At 50.4% G+C, this 17,567-nt stretch carries 15 protein-coding genes and 1 other annotated feature; of the genes, 7 read left to right on the top strand and 8 right to left on the bottom strand.

Annotation, left to right across the window (positions count from 1 at the left end):
* Window positions 1–146 precede the first annotated feature (146 nt).
* Both M1L66_RS27060 and M1L66_RS27055 read left to right on the top strand, forming a co-directional pair.
* Window positions 147–1,964, top strand: a complete 1,818-nt coding sequence (locus M1L66_RS27060) for a cache domain-containing sensor histidine kinase (protein WP_187019814.1) — start codon at window positions 147–149, stop codon at window positions 1,962–1,964.
* A complete protein-coding gene (locus M1L66_RS27055; protein ID WP_434688890.1) occupies window positions 1,942–3,198 on the top strand; it encodes a response regulator in 1,257 nt (418 codons plus the stop codon). Before M1L66_RS27060 ends, M1L66_RS27055 begins: the two co-directional genes overlap by 23 nt.
* A 35-nt stretch (window positions 3,199–3,233) precedes the next feature.
* Here M1L66_RS27055 and M1L66_RS27050 read toward each other — a convergent pair whose 3' ends face one another.
* Window positions 3,234–3,701, bottom strand: coding sequence for a hypothetical protein (locus M1L66_RS27050; RefSeq protein WP_434688889.1), 468 nt, complete (start codon window positions 3,699–3,701; stop codon window positions 3,234–3,236).
* A gap of 391 nt (window positions 3,702–4,092) precedes the next feature.
* Here M1L66_RS27050 and M1L66_RS27045 point away from each other — a divergent pair, with 391 nt between their 5' ends.
* Window positions 4,093–5,127: a hypothetical protein gene (locus M1L66_RS27045; RefSeq protein ID WP_434688888.1), complete on the top strand. Its 1,035-nt coding sequence runs from the start codon at window positions 4,093–4,095 to the stop codon at window positions 5,125–5,127.
* A 100-nt stretch (window positions 5,128–5,227) separates the two neighbouring features.
* On the opposite strand, the gene trpA is transcribed toward M1L66_RS27045, so the two are convergent.
* From trpA to M1L66_RS27010, 7 genes are all read right to left on the bottom strand, one after another.
* Window positions 5,228–5,998 carry a tryptophan synthase subunit alpha gene (gene trpA, locus M1L66_RS27040; protein WP_434688887.1) on the bottom strand — a complete coding sequence of 257 codons (771 nt, stop codon included), beginning with the start codon at window positions 5,996–5,998 and terminating at the stop codon, window positions 5,228–5,230.
* Window positions 5,991–7,175, bottom strand: a complete 1,185-nt coding sequence (trpB, locus tag M1L66_RS27035) for a tryptophan synthase subunit beta (RefSeq protein WP_187019805.1) — start codon at window positions 7,173–7,175, stop codon at window positions 5,991–5,993. Before trpB ends, trpA begins: the two co-directional genes overlap by 8 nt.
* Before the next feature lie 2 nt (window positions 7,176–7,177).
* Complete coding sequence (locus M1L66_RS27030) at window positions 7,178–7,843, bottom strand: phosphoribosylanthranilate isomerase (protein ID WP_187019803.1); 666 nt, start codon at window positions 7,841–7,843, stop codon at window positions 7,178–7,180.
* A 45-nt stretch (window positions 7,844–7,888) separates the two neighbouring features.
* The gene (trpC, locus tag M1L66_RS27025) at window positions 7,889–8,680 is read right to left on the bottom strand and encodes an indole-3-glycerol phosphate synthase TrpC (RefSeq protein WP_434688886.1); all 792 of its coding nucleotides are present in this window, start codon (window positions 8,678–8,680) and stop codon (window positions 7,889–7,891) included.
* 10 nt (window positions 8,681–8,690) lie between these two features.
* Window positions 8,691–9,734 carry an anthranilate phosphoribosyltransferase gene (gene trpD / locus M1L66_RS27020; protein WP_187019800.1) on the bottom strand — a complete coding sequence of 348 codons (1,044 nt, stop codon included), beginning with the start codon at window positions 9,732–9,734 and terminating at the stop codon, window positions 8,691–8,693.
* Window positions 9,735–9,814: 80 nt separating this feature from the next.
* A complete protein-coding gene (locus M1L66_RS27015; protein ID WP_434688885.1) occupies window positions 9,815–10,438 on the bottom strand; it encodes an anthranilate synthase component II in 624 nt (207 codons plus the stop codon).
* A complete protein-coding gene (locus M1L66_RS27010; RefSeq protein WP_434688884.1) occupies window positions 10,435–11,925 on the bottom strand; it encodes an anthranilate synthase component I family protein in 1,491 nt (496 codons plus the stop codon). The genes M1L66_RS27015 and M1L66_RS27010 overlap by 4 nt, the downstream gene beginning before the upstream one ends.
* A 139-nt stretch (window positions 11,926–12,064) precedes the next feature.
* Window positions 12,065–12,373, bottom strand: a binding site (T-box leader).
* A gap of 325 nt (window positions 12,374–12,698) precedes the next feature.
* Here M1L66_RS27010 and M1L66_RS27005 point away from each other — a divergent pair.
* The 4 genes from M1L66_RS27005 to M1L66_RS26990 all read left to right on the top strand — a co-directional run bounded on the left by M1L66_RS27005 (window position 12,699) and on the right by M1L66_RS26990 (window position 17,438).
* Window positions 12,699–14,006, top strand: a complete 1,308-nt coding sequence (locus M1L66_RS27005; protein ID WP_434688883.1) for a four-carbon acid sugar kinase family protein — start codon at window positions 12,699–12,701, stop codon at window positions 14,004–14,006.
* Between the two features lie 27 nt (window positions 14,007–14,033).
* Window positions 14,034–15,035, top strand: a complete 1,002-nt coding sequence (pdxA, locus tag M1L66_RS27000) for a 4-hydroxythreonine-4-phosphate dehydrogenase PdxA (protein ID WP_187019793.1) — start codon at window positions 14,034–14,036, stop codon at window positions 15,033–15,035.
* Window positions 15,036–15,114: 79 nt separating this feature from the next.
* The gene (locus M1L66_RS26995; protein ID WP_002602121.1) at window positions 15,115–16,515 is read left to right on the top strand and encodes a GntP family permease; all 1,401 of its coding nucleotides are present in this window, start codon (window positions 15,115–15,117) and stop codon (window positions 16,513–16,515) included.
* Between the two features lie 173 nt (window positions 16,516–16,688).
* The gene (locus M1L66_RS26990; RefSeq protein ID WP_002602122.1) at window positions 16,689–17,438 is read left to right on the top strand and encodes a DeoR/GlpR family DNA-binding transcription regulator; all 750 of its coding nucleotides are present in this window, start codon (window positions 16,689–16,691) and stop codon (window positions 17,436–17,438) included.
* Window positions 17,439–17,567: the final 129 nt, after the last annotated feature.

The following is a 17,567-nucleotide window of genomic DNA, read 5'->3' as shown; positions in this document are numbered from 1 at the left end:
TATCTACGCCAGGAGCACGTCCGTGAAGCTAGCCGTAGGGTCCACTACGCCGTCGCTTCGCGGACGCACACCTGACGCAGATATCAAGCACTATATCACAGTTATTTACGCAATACAGTACTGGTTTTAACCGCGGAGGGATAAGGATGAGGGAGACGGAAAAGGGGAACCGGAGTTCACTGAAGGTGAGATTTACACTTGCCATGGTATTGATGTCGCTGATTCCGGGGCTGATACTGGCGGTAGTTTACTACAGGAATGTGAGGGACTTCTACCAGGATAAGACCTGGATGTACCAGGAGAATACCTTGAGGCTGATGGATGCGCAGATGCAGGATATCATCAAGCAGAGCGAGGTGGTGCTGAATCAGGTTCTGGGACTTTCCGTCACCTCCGACCTGTTCTCCGGCTACACTGAGATGAATCCCTATGAGCGCTTAAACCTGATGCGCAATATAAACGGCACGCTGTCGAACATCCGGATCGCCAATAATTCCATCGACCATATTTATCTGCTGGCGTTTGACGGAGGCGCCTATTCGTCTAATGTAGGCTGGAATAAACGTGAATTTGCCGAAAACGACTGGACGGAGATTCGGGAAGACCAGCCAGGCGGAAGTATTATCGTGCCGACGCATCCGGCCGCTTACAAATACTTGAACTCCGGAGCGGCGGATCCCCTGGTGGTCAGTATCGTTACGTATCTAAACCGCTATACGGGAAACAGCGTCATTGGGCTGGTACAGATTGATTTGAGCTATGAAAAGATCAGGGCGGCTATGAACTGCATGGAGATGGATGACAGTGATATGGCGTTTGTCGTGGACGAAGAGGGGCGGGTAATCTTTGCGCCGAAGGAGTCCATGGCGGGACTTTCTGCGGCAGACGTTTCTCTGGGGACGTATAGTCTGGCGCAGATTCTTTCTGCTGTCGACGGAGGCACGGAGGAGGACGGAAACATTTCCATTCATCTGGACTATGGAAGAGACAGCGGCACGATTCGTAAACGCCGCGTAGGAAACAGTGGATTCTCAATTATTCAGATCAACAGCGGACGAATGCTTAAGCAGGAGCTGGACCGGTTCCGGAAGGTATGGGCGGCCGTGGTCGGTGCCTGTATGGTGTCCGCAGCTCTTCTCGCCTCAAGCCTGTCGGCCGGTATTGTGAAACCGGTCACCAGTCTCATAAGGAGTATGAGCCGCGTCAGCCGCGGCGATTTTTCCACAAAAGTGGAGACACCGAAGGATAAAGACTTATCCGAGCTGGCCTTAAGCTTTAACACCATGGTGTCCGAGGTGGATAAGCTGATGCGTGAAAACATAGAAAAAGAGAGAGAACGGCTTAACATGGAGCAGACGGCCCTCAATTCCCAGATCAATTCCCATTTTCTATATAATACCTTGAATACCGTGAAGTGGATGGCGGTGCGGGCGGGGAATGAGGAGATCGCGCGGATGGTAGTAGCCCTGGTTAATATGCTGGAATACAGCTGCAAAAAGATCGATGTGCCCGTTCGCATCTCAGAGGAAATAAATTTCATCAAAAATTACGTCTGCATCCAGGAAGGGCGGTGCTGCAGCAGCGTTCATATGAAGTTTGACATCGATCCGAAGCTGGAGAATTGTCTGATCTTAAAGATGCTGCTTCAGCCGGTGGTGGAAAACGCCATGCAGCACGGCTTTGGAGAGGACAATATCGATAACCGGATCCTGATAACCGGAAGGCTTCTGGGAGACCGGGTGCAGTTTCAAATCCGGGACAATGGACAGGGCTTTCTGTATGAGGGCTTCGATAAACTAACCGGCGTGGGGCTTCATAATATTCAGGACAGAATCCGGCTGAACTATGGAGACGGCTACGGCGTGGAACTGGAAAGTGAGCCAGGAGAAGGAACTGCAGTGACGGTGGAAATACCGGTTTGCGAAAAGGCGGAGGAGGCAGATGGAGAAGATTTTAATCGTTGACGACGAGATGTTTTCCAGGACGGCTATTGAAGATATTCTGCGGGCCGAGTGGAGCGGCATAGAAGTCTTCAGTGCCAGAGGAGCCTCAGAGGCGCTGGGAATCTTAGAGAGGGAAGAGATTGACCTTTTGATGACGGATATCAAAATGCCTGGTATGAACGGCCTGGAGCTGCTGGCGGAGGTGCGGAGACGAGGCCTTTCCATGGAGGTCGTCATACTGAGCAGCTATAATGAGTTTGATCTTGTGAGACAGGCCATGAAGCTCGGCACGTTTGACTATTTGTTCAAGCCTGCCATGCTTCCGCCGGATATCATCGAGGTGGTCAAAAAGGCGCTGCAGAAACAGCGGGAAAAGAGCAGCAGCAGGATAGCGGAATCTGACAGAAAGAGGATTTCCAGAGACAAAGAACAGTTTTTTCGGGATCTTATAAGCGCGGCTGGAATCAGAAGAACCTGGTTTGAAGAGCGGGCCGCCGCGTTTGGACTGCCGGAGCCGGTGGGAAAAAATGCAGTTGTGGTATTCCGGCTGATCCGGTACCGGAAAAGCATGGCGGAAATCTTTGAAAATGACGTTTCCCTGCTTCGTGCTTCTGTCTGCAATGTCATGTCCGAGGCGCTGGATTCTGTAAAGGACTGCCAGTTTCTATGCAATAAGTTTGATGAGTACGTGTGGATTGTCTGGGAGGCTCGGGAAGATGGAAGACAGGAGTTTTATGAACGGCTGGAAGCGCTGATCCGGACAGCGGCAGACTTTTTGAGCCGGTATTACGGACTGGAATTTTCCATCGGCATCAGCCGCATCTCAGCCAGCCTGTTTGACTGCTGTCAGGGATACACAGAGGCTGCGAACAATGGAAGGGAAAGTGAAACGGGGATATTCTATGCCGGTGGTCCGGATTCCGGCAGTTTGAAACAGGAGATGCGGGCAGCCCTGGATTATATCCGGGACCATCTGGGGGATAAGGATTTGTCGCTTCAGACGGTGGCGGATCAGGTTGGAATCAGCCGGAATTATTTCAGCCGGATATTCAAGGAGGTCATGGGCGTCAATTTTATCGACTATGTCACCAGGCTCCGGGTGGAGAAAGCCAGAAGCCTGTATATGAACACGGACATGAAAATCTATGAGATTGCTGAGCTGGTGGGATATTCCGACTGGCATTATCTCTACAGCGTCTACAAAAAGCAGCTGGGACATTCGATGTCAAAAGAAATGAGGAGAAAGAACCCATAAAATGGTGCCTTCTCCTCTTTTCTTCCGTCCTCTCCCTACAATTCGGGAGCAGTGTCATTGATGGACTTAACCTTTGAGATATCGATATCCTTGACCGAGAAGGACACTTGAAAGGCAGCGTCCGGGCCCGCAAGGAAAAATGTGGTGGTCCCCGGCTGTAAAGTGATTGTCTCCTCCCCGTACGTCTTGTCTTCCGTATCCGCAAGGAGAACCGTGCTGTCATCCGGTGTGCGGTAAGAGAGTGTAATGTCCCCTTTATTTCTGGTCATTGTGTAGGTGAGAGAAACAGTATCTTCCTCAGAGACATCAATTATTAAAAAATCGGCGTCGGTAATGTTTAAGTAGGCGTCAGCTTTTACGACGATGGAGCGGTCCGTATGTGTGACATTCAGTGAATGGAAGATGCTGGTCTGAGCATCGATTAAATGATTCGGATCAGTGGCACAGGCGGTTATTGAGAGACAGAATATGATAAGTATTGTAAAGAGTGCGGTGCGCTTCATGGTAAATCCCCCTTTCCTGGTTTTCCCGTTTGTCTGTAATATGAGAATAACAGATTGAAAGGAAAAAACAGAGCATAATTTTCTTAATAATTTCTAAAAGGATCTGTATTACAAGAAACGAGTCTTGTATTTTATCTTATACGAGATATAATAAAGGAACGAAACAATGATCTGTTTCCTTTTTCAGCCGGATCACAGCGGCTGAGTTTCAATTGGTTCTTTATGTGAATTTGCCATGAAGAATCATCACGGCGTTTCAGCCACAATTTCTCAAGGATTCTAATATCAAATTACAGGGGGAGGTCTGCCTATGACGAAAAATTAGGTTTACATAAAAAATGCGTTTTTTATTGCAACTACAGATAGAATCATTTATAATGGAGGTAGGAAAATGCGGCAGATCAACATAAACAGAAACTATAAAGACAGATTGTTCCGGCTGGCCTTTCAGGAGAAAGGGGATTTGCTGGATTTGTATAATGCCGTAAGTGGTAGACAGTATACGAATCCGGATGATCTTATCATTACTACGCTTGCAGACGCGATTTATCTGGGAATGAAAAATGATATATCTTTTCTGGTATCAGATGTACTTAATTTGTATGAGCATCAGAGCAGCTTTAATCCTAATATGCCTGTTCGGGGGCTGAATTATTTTGCAGACACCTACCGGGAATACATTGATAGGAACGAACTGGACATCTATGGAGAAAAGCTGATACGTCTTCCGATGCCTCAGTATATCGTCTTTTACAATGGGACAAAAGAGGAACCTGATCGGGTGGAACTCCGGCTATCGGATGCATTTTTGTGTCAGTATCCAGAGGAAAATGGCTGTCTGGAATGCAGAGCGATTATGATTAATATTAATTATGGCCATAATAAGGAGCTGATGGACCGCTGTAAGCGTCTGAAAGATTATGCAGTGTTTGTGAATCGTATAAGGGATAATGAAAAGGGCGGTATGTCTCTTAATGAAGCGGTAGAGCTGGCGGTTAATTCCTGTATCAATGAGGGGATACTTGCAGACATTCTGAAAAAGAACAGAGCGGAGGTATGTAATTTGATTCTGTATGAATATGATGAGCAGAAGCAACTGGCGATTGCTCGGGAAGGCGCTAAGAAAGCGGGAAGAGAAGAAGGAAGAGAAGAAGGAAGAGAAGAAGGAAGAAAAGAAGGAAGAAAAGAAGGAAGAGAACAAGGAATAGCACAAGGAATAGCACAAGGCCGTGAGGCGGAAAAAGTAATGGTTATTCGTAATATGGCAGCTAAAGGGCTTGATCCCCGATCAATTGCGGACATACTGAATACTGAGGAATCTTACGTAAAAAACGTTTTGAATCTGCTGGCAGAGAAGGTCAGAAAAACGGACTTAGAAATTGCCGGAATTCTATTAAACAGAAACAAAACAGGCAAAAATCCCTAAAATTAGGAATTAAGAGAAATTTATAAAAAAACCAGGAAAGCGACTATAGTTCGAAGCCGCTTTCCTGGTTTGTATAAGGCTTTTTGTGAGAAACAAATTTTTATAAAATTGCTGCTTTCATTTCCCTGACGTACTCGCACACCGGACCAACGCAGTCTTTTCCATATTTCGCCACCATCCGGACGATTGCGCTTCCGACGATGACGCCGTCGGCGTGTTCACTCATCTTCCTGGCCTGCTCCGGCGTGGAGATTCCGAAGCCGATGGCACATGGGATGGGCTGCGCCTCTTTTACTAAGGAAACCATCTCTCCGATGTTGGTAGTGATCTCCGTTCTGACCCCGGTAACACCCATGGAGGAGACACAGTAGACGAAGCCCTCGGCCTCCTTCGCAATGGCGCGGATTCTCTCCTTCGATGTGGGGGCAATGAGGGAGATCAGTTCTAAGCCGTACTGATGGCAGAGCGGGAGCAGCTCGCCCTTCTCCTCGTAAGGCATATCCGGGACGATCAGCGCGTCGACGCCGGTTTCTGCCGCGGTGCGGATGAATTTCTCACTTCCGTAGACGAAGATCGGATTGATATAGGTCATAAATGCCAGCGGTACATCTGTCTTCTCACGGATCCGCTTCACCATATTGAAAATCTTATCGGTGGTGGTACCGGAAGCCAGTGCCCGTATGTCCGCCTCCTGTATGACGATTCCCTCTGCCACCGGGTCGGAGAACGGGATACCGATTTCTATTAGATCGGCGCCGGCGCCGGCCATGGCAACAATCAGCTCTTCCGTGACAGCAAGCTCCGGGTCTCCGGCAGTGACAAACGGGATAAATGCCTTACCATCTGCAAATGCGTCTTTTACTCTACTCATAGATTTCTACCCCCTTATATCTGGCGATTGCCGCCACATCCTTATCTCCGCGGCCGGAGAGATTAATGACGATTACCTGATCTTTTCCCATTGCCGGAGCGATTTTTCTTGCGTAAGCTACCGCGTGGGCGCTTTCGATGGCCGGGATAATTCCCTCCATACGGGATAAGTACTCGAATGCATCTACTGCCTCATCGTCGGTGACGGGAACGTACTGAGCCCGGCCGGTGTCGTGCAGAGAAGCGTGTTCCGGTCCGATTCCTGGATAATCCAGCCCTGCGGAGATGGAGTAGACCGGAGCGATCTGGCCGTATTCATCCTGACAGAAATAGGATTTCATGCCGTGGAAGATTCCCAGGCTGCCGGTGGCGATGGTGGCGGCATTCTTATCCGTATCGACACCGTGTCCGGCGGCTTCGCATCCCACCAGCGCAACACCCGGCTCGTCGATGAAGTCGTAGAAGAGCCCCATGGCGTTGCTGCCGCCGCCGACGCAGGCGATCAGCATGTCCGGAAGCTTTCCTTCTGCTTTCAAAAGCTGGGATTTTACTTCCTTGCCGATAATACTCTGGAAATCACGGACGATCGTGGGGAACGGATGAGGCCCCATGACGGAACCCAGCACATAGTGGGTGTCCTCCACGCGGTTCGTCCATTCACGCAGCGTTTCGTTGACGGCATCCTTTAAGGTCTGTGTGCCGCTGGTGACGGGATGAACCCTGGCCCCCAGAAGCTCCATGCGGAATACGTTTAAGGCCTGGCGGTCGGTGTCTTCCTTTCCCATGTAGACCTCACACTCCAGCCCCAGGAGCGCGGCGGCGGTAGCGGTTGCAACACCGTGCTGGCCTGCGCCGGTCTCGGCGATGACGCGGGTCTTGCCCATCTTCTTGGCCAGAAGTGCCTGCCCCAGCGCGTTGTTGATCTTGTGGGAGCCGGTATGATTTAAATCCTCTCTCTTCAAATAGATCTTCGCACCGCCAAGATCTTCGGTCATCTTTCCAGCATAGTAGAGGAGAGAGGGCCTTCCCGTATAGGTGCGGTTTAACTCGTCGAGTTCGGCGAGAAACGCCTCATCGTGGATATATTTTTCATAGGCTGCTTCCAGTTCATTTACTGCGTTCATCAGCGTTTCGGGGATAAATTGTCCGCCGTGCTGTCCAAATCTTCCTTTTGACATGATTAAACACTCCTTACTGTTTGTATGATTTCCTGTATTTTTTTCGGGTCCTTCCGTCCGTCGGTCTCGACGGCACTGCTTAAGTCGAGGCAGCAGGCCTCCGTGTTCAGCGCTTCTTTTATGGTGGAGACAGAGAGGCCGCCGGCCAGAAACCACGGCTTTTCGATGTGGGGGATTAAGGACCAGTCGAAACGGACTCCGCTGCCGCCATACTGATCTTTGACAAAGGTATCAAAAAGCAGGTATTCGGCCGGATAACTCACGGCCCTGCGGACATCGTCCCCATCCTTTACACGCACAGCGCGGATAATGGGAACGGAAGCGGCCAGCCTTGCCGCGGCCAGCGCCTTCTTTAAATCCTCTGCATACTGAACGGTCTCAAAGCCTTCCATATCGCCATGGAGCTGAACCGCGCCGATAATCCCCCGGCTCACGAGCCGCACGATGTCGGCGATGGGACTGTTGACAAATACTCCGACGGCCGTGATATCCGGTGATAAGAGCTTCTTCAGTCCGGCAGCCCGCATCTCACTCACATTCCGCTTGCTGGGCGCAAAGACGAAACCGATATAGTCGGGCCGGTACTCGTTCACGGCTGCAATATCTTCCGGCCGTGTCAGGCCGCAAATTTTTATTCTCTTGTGCAGCGTTTTTTTTGACTTACTCATGATTCAGACTCCTTTTCTTCCTTCTGCATGACTCCCTGCATTTCCTTACCCACACGCCTTTTTCCAGGAATCAAGTATTTTCTTCTTGTCGGCGGTACGCATTAACGTCTCGCCGATCAGAACGCCATCCACTCCGGCTTCATGGAGCAGCCGGATATCGTCCGCCGATTTTACTCCGCTTTCGGCGACGAAGAGTACGTCGTCAGGCACCAGACTCCTTAATCGTATGGAATTGGAGAAATCCACTGAAAAGGTCTTTAAATTCCGGTTGTTGACGCCAATGATCCGTGCGTCTGCCTGGAGAGCGGATTTGATCTCTTCCTCATCGTGGGCCTCGACCAGAGCGCTCATCCCCAGACTGTCACATAAATGGATTCCGGTACGGAGCGTCTCCGTGTCAAGGAGGGCGCAGATCAAAAGAACTGCGGAAGCTCCAATGACCTTCGCCTCGAAAATCTGGTAGGGGTCGACGGTAAAATCCTTGCGAAGCAGAGGAACAGAGACGTGCCGGCGGATTTCTTTCAGGTATTCATTGCTTCCTAAAAAGTATTCGGGTTCTGTGAGGACAGAGATGGCGGAGGCTCCGGCGGTCTCATAATCCTTTGCGATTTCCACATAGGGGAAATCGGGGGCGATCAGGCCTTTGGAGGGAGAAGCCTTCTTTACCTCGCAGATAAAGGACATTCCCGGCACCTTTAACGCCTTTTCAAAGGAAAAGATTTCCCGCTCGGTTTCGGACGCCTGCGAGGCCAGGTCCATCATGGTCGAAAGAGGGATTCTTTCTTTTGCCGCCTCCACCCGTCTGCGGGTGGAAGCAGCCAGTGTGTCTAAAATCATGAGGGACCTCCTATTCCATTCCGCCGGCAGCCGTTGGGGTGTTGTATTTGTTGGTTGCTTTTGCGAATTCCTCCAGTTTGGCGGCCGCCTTTCCGGAGTCGATCAAATCATTGGCCAGGGCGACGCAGTCTCCGATGGTACAGTCATCGATTCCGAGATAGAGGCTCAGAGCCGAGTTGAAGACTACGATATCGCGTTTCGGTCCGGTGAGCTTCCCGGTCAGGATATCTCTGGTAATCTGTGCATTTTCCTCCGGATTACCGCCGACCAGCTCCGGTAAGCTGCAGCGGGAGAAACCGAACTGCTCGGGAGTGATTTCGTACATGGTCAGCTCGCCGAAACGGATTTCACACACGCGGGTCGGTCCAGTGACGGTAGCCTCATCCAGCCCATCGTTGCCGCAGACCACCAGGCCCCGGTTGACGCCCAGATTGCTGAGCACCTTTGCCAGCGGTTCCACCAGCTTCTCATCATAGACACCCAGAAGCTGCATGGTGGCTCCGGCCGGATTGGCCAGAGGCCCCAGAATGTTAAAAATGGTGCGGACTCCCATTTCCTTGCGGACCGGTCCGGCATATTTCATGGAAGAGTGGTAGGACTGGGCGAACATGAAGCACATGCCGGTATCCTTTAAAATCTGTTCCGACTGTTCCACTGTAAGCTTTAGGTTCACGCCTAAGTTTTCCAGTACATCGGCGGCCCCGCTCTTGCTGGATACGCTTCGGTTTCCGTGTTTTGCCACCGGAACCCCGCCCGCCGCGACCACAAATGCGCTGGTGGTGGAGATGTTAAAGGTGCCGGCCTCGTCGCCGCCGGTGCCTACAATATCAATTACCGCAAAGTTCGGTTCCAGCTTCAGCCCTTTTTCTCTCATGACCGTCGCGCAGGCCGTGATTTCGTCGATGGTCTCTCCTTTCATCCGGAGTCCTGTTAAAAATGCCGCCATCTGTGCGGGAGTCGTCTCCCCGCTCATGATTTCGTTCATAACCTCTTTTGCAGCCTCAAAGCTTAAATCCTGTCCTTCGATTACATCGTGAATCGCCTGCTGTATCATAGTCTGTTACCTCCATATATGAAAATTAATGTTGTTCGTTTCTGGTTGCCGGTTATAAGTTATAGGTTATGGGTTATGGGTTATAGGTTAAGGAAATTTCTAAGTATCGTCATGCCGTCGGGGGTCAGAATCGATTCCGGATGGAATTGGAGGCCGTAGACCGGATAGTCGGTATGACGGACTGCCATGATCTCTCCCATATCGTCCTCGCCGATGATTTTTAAGGTATCGGGGAGAGAAGTGCGTCTGGCGACGAGAGAGTGGTACCTGGCCGCCGGAATCTTCTCTGGAAGGCCCTGGAAAATGGGATCACTGTTGTCGATGGTGATGGTGCTCTGTTTTCCGTGCATCAGCTTTACCGCGTGAACGATCTCGGCGCCGAATACCTCACAGATGCCCTGATGTCCGAGGCATACGCCGAGGATAGGGACCTCGCCCTTCATCTGGCGGATCACATCCTCACAGACACCGGCGTTTTTCGGATATCCGGGTCCGGGAGAGAGGATGATGTGGTCTGGGTGAAGGTTCCGGATTTCTTCCGGGGTCATCGCATCGTTCCGGATCACCCGGATATCCGGTTCCTCTCCATTGCATTCTCCCAAGCGATGGGGAGTGAGAGTTCCCTTGTTCTCCAGACAGAGCGTGCCAAAAAACTGGACCAGATTGTAAGAAAAGCTGTCGTAGTTATCGATCAGTAATATCATAAGTCGTTCACCTCGCTTGCCGCCTCGATAGCGTGAATTACGGCTTTTGCCTTGTTGGCGGATTCCTCATACTCTTTTTCAGGGACACTGTCGGCCACAATGCCGCCGCCGGCCTGAACATAGACCTTTCCTTTGGCCTTTACCGCCATGCGGATTGCAATGCAGGTATCCATGTTTCCAGTGAAATCAATGTATCCCAGCGCCCCTCCGTAGATGCCTCGCGGCACCGGTTCCAGCTCCTCGATAATTTCACACGCCCGGATCTTTGGCGCGCCGGATAAGGTGCCTGCCGGGAGGACCGCCCCGATGGCGGAAAAGGCGTCGCAGTTCTTTAATATATCTCCCTCCACCTGGGAGCAGATGTGCATGATGCGGGAGTATTTGTGGATCATCTGGTATCCGGTGACCTCCACGGTGGAAAACCTTGAGATCCGTCCGAGATCGTTCCGTCCGAGGTCGACCAGCATGTTGTGTTCGGCCAGCTCTTTCTCATCGGCCAGAAGCTCTCTCTCCAGCCTGGCGTCCTCCTCCGGCGTAGCGCCCCTGGGCCTTGACCCGGCCACCGGAAATGTGGTGAGCCGTCCGTCCTTTAAACGGACCAGAGTCTCCGGTGAGGTGCTCATAATCTCCGTATCGTCCATACATAAGTAAACCATATAGGGCGAAGGATTGGTGGTGCGGAGAACCCGGTAGGCGTTCAGCAGGCTTCCGTGGTAATCGCTGGAAAACTGTCTGGAAATGACCGCCTGGAAGATATCTCCGTCCACGATATATTCTTTCGTCTTCTCCACCATCCGGCAGTACTCTTCTTTGGAGACGTTGCAGGTAAAGTCCGGTTTGTCGTCTGCAACCGATTTTTCCAGAGGCGCGGGATTGGCGATCATCTGCGCAATACTCTCTAATTTGGCACAGGCCGCTCCGTAATTGGCCATGCATTCCGCCCTCTGCCCGGTCTTCATATTGACGACGATATCGATCTTTTGCTTCAGATGATCGTAGGCGATAACCGTATCGAACAGCATCAGGTCGAAATCGCTGCAGTCTCCCTTTTTGATGTTCAGTGTCGGCTCGGCATAACCGATCATGCCGTAGGCGAAGTATCCGATGAAGCCGCCTGTAAATGGAGGCATTCCATCAAGCTTTGGAGACTGGTATTCCTTTAAAATTTCTCTGAGGATATCGAAGGGCTGGTCTGTTTCTATCACTTTTTCTTCTTTCCTCATACTGGCCGGTTCCCGGCGGATCGTCACCACGTGGTCTTTGTTAGTGACCCGGAGAATGGGGTCATACCCGAGGAAAGAGTAGCGTCCCCAGTTCTCACCGCCCTCAATACTTTCCAGCAGGCAGTAGCGGCTGCTTAAACCTGCGATTTTTCTCAGCAGTGTAATCGGTGTTACGATATCGGCGAACACTTCTCTGCATACCGGAATGATAGGATACTTTGCTGCGAGTGCTTCAATTTCTGTACAGTCTGGTGTGAGTTTCATAGCTGATAACGCTCCTTTCGTGAGTGATAAACTGTTTTATAGTTGAGTACGGCCCGTCGGAGAGGGGGCTGGTTTCGTAGGAGGAATTTCCCTGTGAAACAAAAAAGCCCCCGTCCCTCTTACCCATAAAATATGGATAAAGAGGGACAGGAGCTCTATAAATTCTCTTCTGCGGTACCACCCTGATTGATGAATAAATATATTATTCATCCGCTCTGTAACACACTAACATGTGCCTCCCCTTGGTAACGGATAGGAAACCCGTCGGTATCTACTTCCGGCCAGTTCACGCTTCCCTGTCATCTCAGACAGAACTGCTTTCCTGAATACCGGTTTCAAGCCGCCCTCGCAAGTCCATTCAGATTCATTACCAACGCTTCCTTACACCATCCGGAAGCTCTCTGCGCATGATAGAAAAATCTTACTTACTCCTGCTCATCGGTTTATCGATTTGCTTTGCTACAGTATATGAGATCGAATCTGAAATGTCAATATTATTTTCCAAAAAAATGTAAAAAAATTTTCCGACCGTGTTTCTTCCCCGTTCACGGAAAGCGTTTTGCCCACTGAAAGGAACAAAACAGAACATTTTCTGGGGCCGAACACAAACAAACAACAAAACGTGAGAAAAACAAAAAAATAACCGAAATAATGAAAAATAATATTGACAAATGTGACGAAGTGATGTAGTATACGAACTAGAACGAACATAGAATGTAACACAAACGAACATAGACAAAATGGAAAACGGGCGGTTAAAAGGGGGAAATGATATGCCTCAGTGTATAGTAGTTGCAGATGATCTGACCGGGGCCAATGCGACGGGGGTACTTTTAAAAAAGATGAATTATCAGACGTATACGGTGATGAATTCCGAGCGTCTGGAGCTGGCGCTGTTCGACAGCTGTGACTGTGTCATGTATCCGACGGACAGCAGGGGCGTGAGCAGCTCACTGGCATACAACCGGGTATACAACGTGACGAATTTATTAAAGGAAGACGGGGTAAAGGTTTACGCAAAGCGGATTGACAGCACCATGCGGGGAAATGTAGGAAGCGAGACAGACGCCATATTAGACGCGCTGGGTGATGATTACATAGCCATTGCGGCGCCCTGTTTCCCGGCATCGGGAAGAATTGTGATAGGCGGTTACATGCTGGTCAAGGGTCTGCCGCTTCATAAGACCGAGGTGGCGCTGGATCCGAAGACGCCGGTTACCGTGTCAGATGTGAAACAGATTTTTGAGCAGCAGAGCAAGTATCCGGTAGGAAGCATCCTGATGAACGACATGATGAACGGAAAGCATTACCTGGCCGACCGCATGAAGGATATGGCTGCCGACGGGTGCCGGATCATCGTGACGGACTGTGTGACCCAGGAAGATTTAGACCTGATTGCAGACGCCGTAATCACGAGCCAGCTGAAATTCGTGGCCGTAGATCCGGGAGTCTTTACGGCGACCATTGCGAGAAAGCTGATCGTGCCGGCCGATAAGAAGGAGAAAAAGAAGATTCTGGCAGTTGTGGGAAGCGTAAACCCGGTGACGAGGCAGCAGATGGAAGAACTGTGGCTTTCTCAGAGAACTGCGTATAATATATTTGCAGCCACCAAACGTTTTCTTGAGAGTGAAGAGGAGCGGGAAGCGGAAATCACGCGAATCACCGACGAGGTGCTGGAGGCCAGCCGGGCTTTTGATATTATAACCGTGACGGGCGACGGCATTTATCCGGAAAACAGAATCGACTTTAGACAATACGAAGACCGGTTCCCGGGCGGTGTGGACGATATGACGGGAACGATCAATGATTCCTTTGCCGAGATCGCGCACCGGGTCTTTACCATGCACCAGGGATTCAAAGGAATATACAGCAGCGGCGGCGATATCACTGTCTCCGTGTGCCGGAGATTCCAGACGGCGGGCCTCTGTCTGTTAGATGAAGTGCTTCCTCTGGCGGCCTACGGCCAGTTCTTAAAGGGTGATTTCGAAGGCGTGAATATCATCACAAAAGGCGGAATGGTGGGCGAAAGTGATGCCGCAAACCGCTGTATCACCTATCTGAAAGAAAAATTATACATGTAACATAAAAAGAGAATGGAGGAAAACATCATGAACAAACCATTAATTGCAATTCCTATCGGAGATCCGGCGGGTGTCGGACCGGAAATCGTAGCAATGGCCCTGGCGGACAGCAAGGTGGCGGAAGCGGCCAGATGTATCATCGTCGGCGACCGGAAGATCATGGAGCAGGCTGTAAGGATCACGGGAGCAGAGGTAAGGGTAAACGTGGTTAAAGAACCGGAGGAAGGGATCTACGAGCCGGGCATCTTAAATCTCATTGACCTGGACAATATCGACATGGACCAGTTTGAATTCGGCAAAGTGAGTGGAATGTGCGGAAAAGCGGCTTATGAGTATATCGCTGAGAGTATCCGGCTGGCCAATGAAGGAAAAGCGGATGCGGTAGCCACCACTCCGATCAATAAAGAGGCATTAAAGGCCGGCGATATTCATTTTATCGGCCATACCGAGATATTTGGAGAGCTGACGGGAACAGAAGATCCGCTTACCATGTTTGAGACCAACGGAATGCGTGTGTTCTTCCTGACGAGACATGTTTCCCTGCGCCAGATGCTCGACATGATCACGAAGGAAAGAATCAAGGATTACGTAAAACGCTGTCTGGAGGCTCTCGAGAAGCTGGGCGTAACCGGCGGCACCATGGCGATTGCCGGGTTAAATCCTCACTGCGGCGAGCACGGACTGTTCGGTGACGAGGAAGTTCGGGAAATCATGCCGGCTATTGAGGAGCTGCAGGCGGAAGGATATTCGGTAACCGGACCGATCGGTGCAGACTCCGTATTCCATCAGGCGGCACAGGGACGGTTTAACAGCGTACTCTCCCTGTATCACGATCAGGGCCATATCGCGACGAAGACACTGGATTTCGACAGGACGATTGCGATCACCAACGGAATGCCGATTCTCAGAACTTCTGTAGATCACGGAACCGCATTCGATATCGCAGGTACGGGCAAGGTAAGCGCCATAAGTATGATTGAGGCTATTTTACTGGCGGCAAAGTATTCACCAAATTTTACCAGAAAATAATTTGCGGCGAAACTGAAACAGTATTTCGTGTCCGGGGGGCATAGAAATAAAAATTCAATTTAAAAGGAGGGTTTATTTTATGGTAGGCGGACTTAGTGGGCAAAGGATGCTGATCGGTCTGTTGATCGGTATTATCGTACTGGTGGTTCTGGTCTTAAAGACCAAGATTCACGCATTTCTCGCGCTGATTATGAGTGCGGTCATCATCGGACTGGTGGGCGGAATGCCGATGGTGAATGTAACATTGGAAAACGGCAAGACGCTGGGCATCATCAACTCGATTACAACCGGCTTCGGCGGTACGCTGGGAAGCATCGGTATTATTATCGGTTTCGGTGTCATGATGGGGCAGATATTTGAACGGACCGGCGCCGCGAAACGAATGGCGCAGACGTTCTTAAAGCTGTTCGGCAAGGGAAGAGAGGAAGAGGCGCTGGGCATCACCGGATTCCTTGTATCCATCCCGATCTTCTGTGATTCCGGTTTCGTTATTCTCGCTCCCATTGCAAAAGCGATTTCAAAAGTAACCAAAAAATCCGTAATTTCTCTGGGCGTCGCACTGGCGGCAGGCCTCGTTATTACCCACACTCTGGTACCTCCAACACCAGGTCCTCTGGGCGTCTGCGGTATTTTTGGAGTCGATGTGGGAAAATTTATCCTGTTTGGTATTGTGATTGCGATTCCGATGGCGATTGCCTGTACCATTTACGCAAGATGGGTCGGCAAGAAAATCTATCAGATTCCAAACGACGACGAAGGCTTTGACCGCCTTCCTTATCAGGAACCGGATTATTCCACTGATTTTACAACGAATTTCAGCGGACTTCCGTCCACGCTTGAATCATTTGCACCCCTTGTACTGCCGATTATTCTGATCCTGATCAGCACGGTATCCAGCGCACTCGGCCTTACAACCGGATTTATGCAGATATTCCAGTTCCTTGGATCCCCCATCGTGGCGGTAGGCTTAGGACTCGTCGTAGCGATTGTAACACTTGGAAGAAACTTAACAAGAGAAGAAGCAATTAAGGAAATGGAAAAGGGAATGGCTTCCGCAGGCATCATCATGCTGGTAACAGGCGGCGGCGGTGCGCTGGGTCAGATTATCAAGGACAGCGGACTCGGTACATATATGGCAGAAGGCCTTGCAGGAACAGCGGTTCCGATCGTAGTTCTTCCGTTCATCATTTCCACGGCAATGAGATTTATCCAGGGTTCCGGTACGGTAGCCATGACAACAGCGGCCAGCATCTCCGCTCCGATCATCCTTGCAGCCGGTGTGAATCCGATCCTGGGCGCTCTGGCATGCTGCGTGGGCTCCTTATTCTTCAGCTATTTCAACGACAGCTATTTCTGGGTTGTAAACAGAACTCTGGGCGTAGGCGAAGTAAAGGACCAGATCATGACGTATTCCATCACGTCAACGATTGCGTGGGCGGTAGGATTTATTGAAGTTTTGATATTGAGTATTTTCCTGTAATCATATATGATAGACACATGGGATTCATGTGCAGATACAAAGGCTCCGCTGCCGGGTATTCCGGTACGGGGCCTTTTCGTTTTAACGGGGAAGCTGTCCCGGGGAACGAAGCGCATTCCGGCCCGCCGTGCGCCTGCGGAAAGGAAAGAAATCCATGATGAGGAGGCATATTTATGATGTTAATGGCCGAAAGGCAGTTGAAGATTTTAGGAATGATACAGGATAACGGAAGCGTACAGGTGGAGGAACTGGCGAAGAAGCTGGACGTCAGCCACATGACGATCCGGAGGGATTTGGAGAAGCTTCAGAAGGACGGTCTGATCGAGCGCTGCCATGGCGGCGCTGTCAATAAGACCGAGGTGAATTACGCGGTGAAGAGTGTCAGCAACCACACCCAGAAGGAGAAAATCGCCCTGAAGGCGGCGGAGTTTATCCGCGGCGGGACGACGATTTTCCTGGACGCGGGAACCACCACGTACGAAATCGCGAAGCACATCATGGAATATGAGAACATGACGGTCGTTACCAACGACTTAGAGGTCGCCCTGCTCTTAAAGAGCAGCCGGGTGGAACTGTTTATCTGCGGCGGCTACATTCAGAAATCGACAGGGAGCGCCGTTGGCTACTATGCGACACAGATGATGGAAAACTTCCGCTTTGATATGGGTTTTTTCGGAGCGGCGGCTATCAACGAGGAGTTTCACGTTCTGACACCCACTATTGACAAGGCGTTCTTAAAACGCCAGCTGGCCCATCAGTGCCAGCAGTCCTTTCTGGTGGTGGACGATTCCAAGTTTAACCGGCAGGGGATGAATTTTATCAATAAACTGTCGGACTACACCGGAGTCATTACAGACCATGAGTTTAAGGAAACGGAAAAGACGCTGCTGAGAAAAGAGGGCGCGCGTATCATAACTGTTTGAAACAGCACTGGATTGAAGCAATCCAGTGCTGTTTTTTGCGTACTTAATCGGTTACGCAAAAAAACAGGTGATAAAATATATAAAAAAATGAAATATAACTAATTAATTGTTGACAATGCACAAAAATAT

This window comes from Hungatella sp. SB206 (assembly GCF_051132295.1).
In the GTDB taxonomy this organism is placed as follows: domain Bacteria; phylum Bacillota; class Clostridia; order Lachnospirales; family Lachnospiraceae; genus Hungatella; species Hungatella effluvii.
This window is presented reverse-complemented; position numbering and strand designations above follow the sequence as displayed.

Excerpts from the sequence above, each read along its gene's own strand:
- M1L66_RS27050 (WP_434688889.1), bottom strand. The coding sequence starts at position 3,701 with ATGAAGCGCACCGCACTCTTTACAATACTTATCATATTCTGTCTCTCA.
- trpB (WP_187019805.1), bottom strand. The coding sequence starts at position 7,175 with ATGTCAAAAGGAAGATTTGGACAGCACGGCGGACAATTTATCCCCGAA.
- M1L66_RS27045 (WP_434688888.1), top strand. The coding sequence starts at position 4,093 with ATGCGGCAGATCAACATAAACAGAAACTATAAAGACAGATTGTTCCGG.
- M1L66_RS27010 (WP_434688884.1), bottom strand. The coding sequence starts at position 11,925 with ATGAAACTCACACCAGACTGTACAGAAATTGAAGCACTCGCAGCAAAG.
- M1L66_RS26990 (WP_002602122.1), top strand. The coding sequence starts at position 16,689 with ATGATGTTAATGGCCGAAAGGCAGTTGAAGATTTTAGGAATGATACAG.
- M1L66_RS27030 (WP_187019803.1), bottom strand. The coding sequence starts at position 7,843 with ATGAGTAAGTCAAAAAAAACGCTGCACAAGAGAATAAAAATTTGCGGC.
- M1L66_RS27060 (WP_187019814.1), top strand. The coding sequence starts at position 147 with ATGAGGGAGACGGAAAAGGGGAACCGGAGTTCACTGAAGGTGAGATTT.
- M1L66_RS27015 (WP_434688885.1), bottom strand. The coding sequence starts at position 10,438 with ATGATATTACTGATCGATAACTACGACAGCTTTTCTTACAATCTGGTC.
- trpC (WP_434688886.1), bottom strand. The coding sequence starts at position 8,680 with ATGATTTTAGACACACTGGCTGCTTCCACCCGCAGACGGGTGGAGGCG.
- M1L66_RS27005 (WP_434688883.1), top strand. The coding sequence starts at position 12,699 with ATGCCTCAGTGTATAGTAGTTGCAGATGATCTGACCGGGGCCAATGCG.
- trpD (WP_187019800.1), bottom strand. The coding sequence starts at position 9,734 with ATGATACAGCAGGCGATTCACGATGTAATCGAAGGACAGGATTTAAGC.
- trpA (WP_434688887.1), bottom strand. The coding sequence starts at position 5,998 with ATGAGTAGAGTAAAAGACGCATTTGCAGATGGTAAGGCATTTATCCCG.
- pdxA (WP_187019793.1), top strand. The coding sequence starts at position 14,034 with ATGAACAAACCATTAATTGCAATTCCTATCGGAGATCCGGCGGGTGTC.
- M1L66_RS26995 (WP_002602121.1), top strand. The coding sequence starts at position 15,115 with ATGGTAGGCGGACTTAGTGGGCAAAGGATGCTGATCGGTCTGTTGATC.
- M1L66_RS27055 (WP_434688890.1), top strand. The coding sequence starts at position 1,942 with ATGGAGAAGATTTTAATCGTTGACGACGAGATGTTTTCCAGGACGGCT.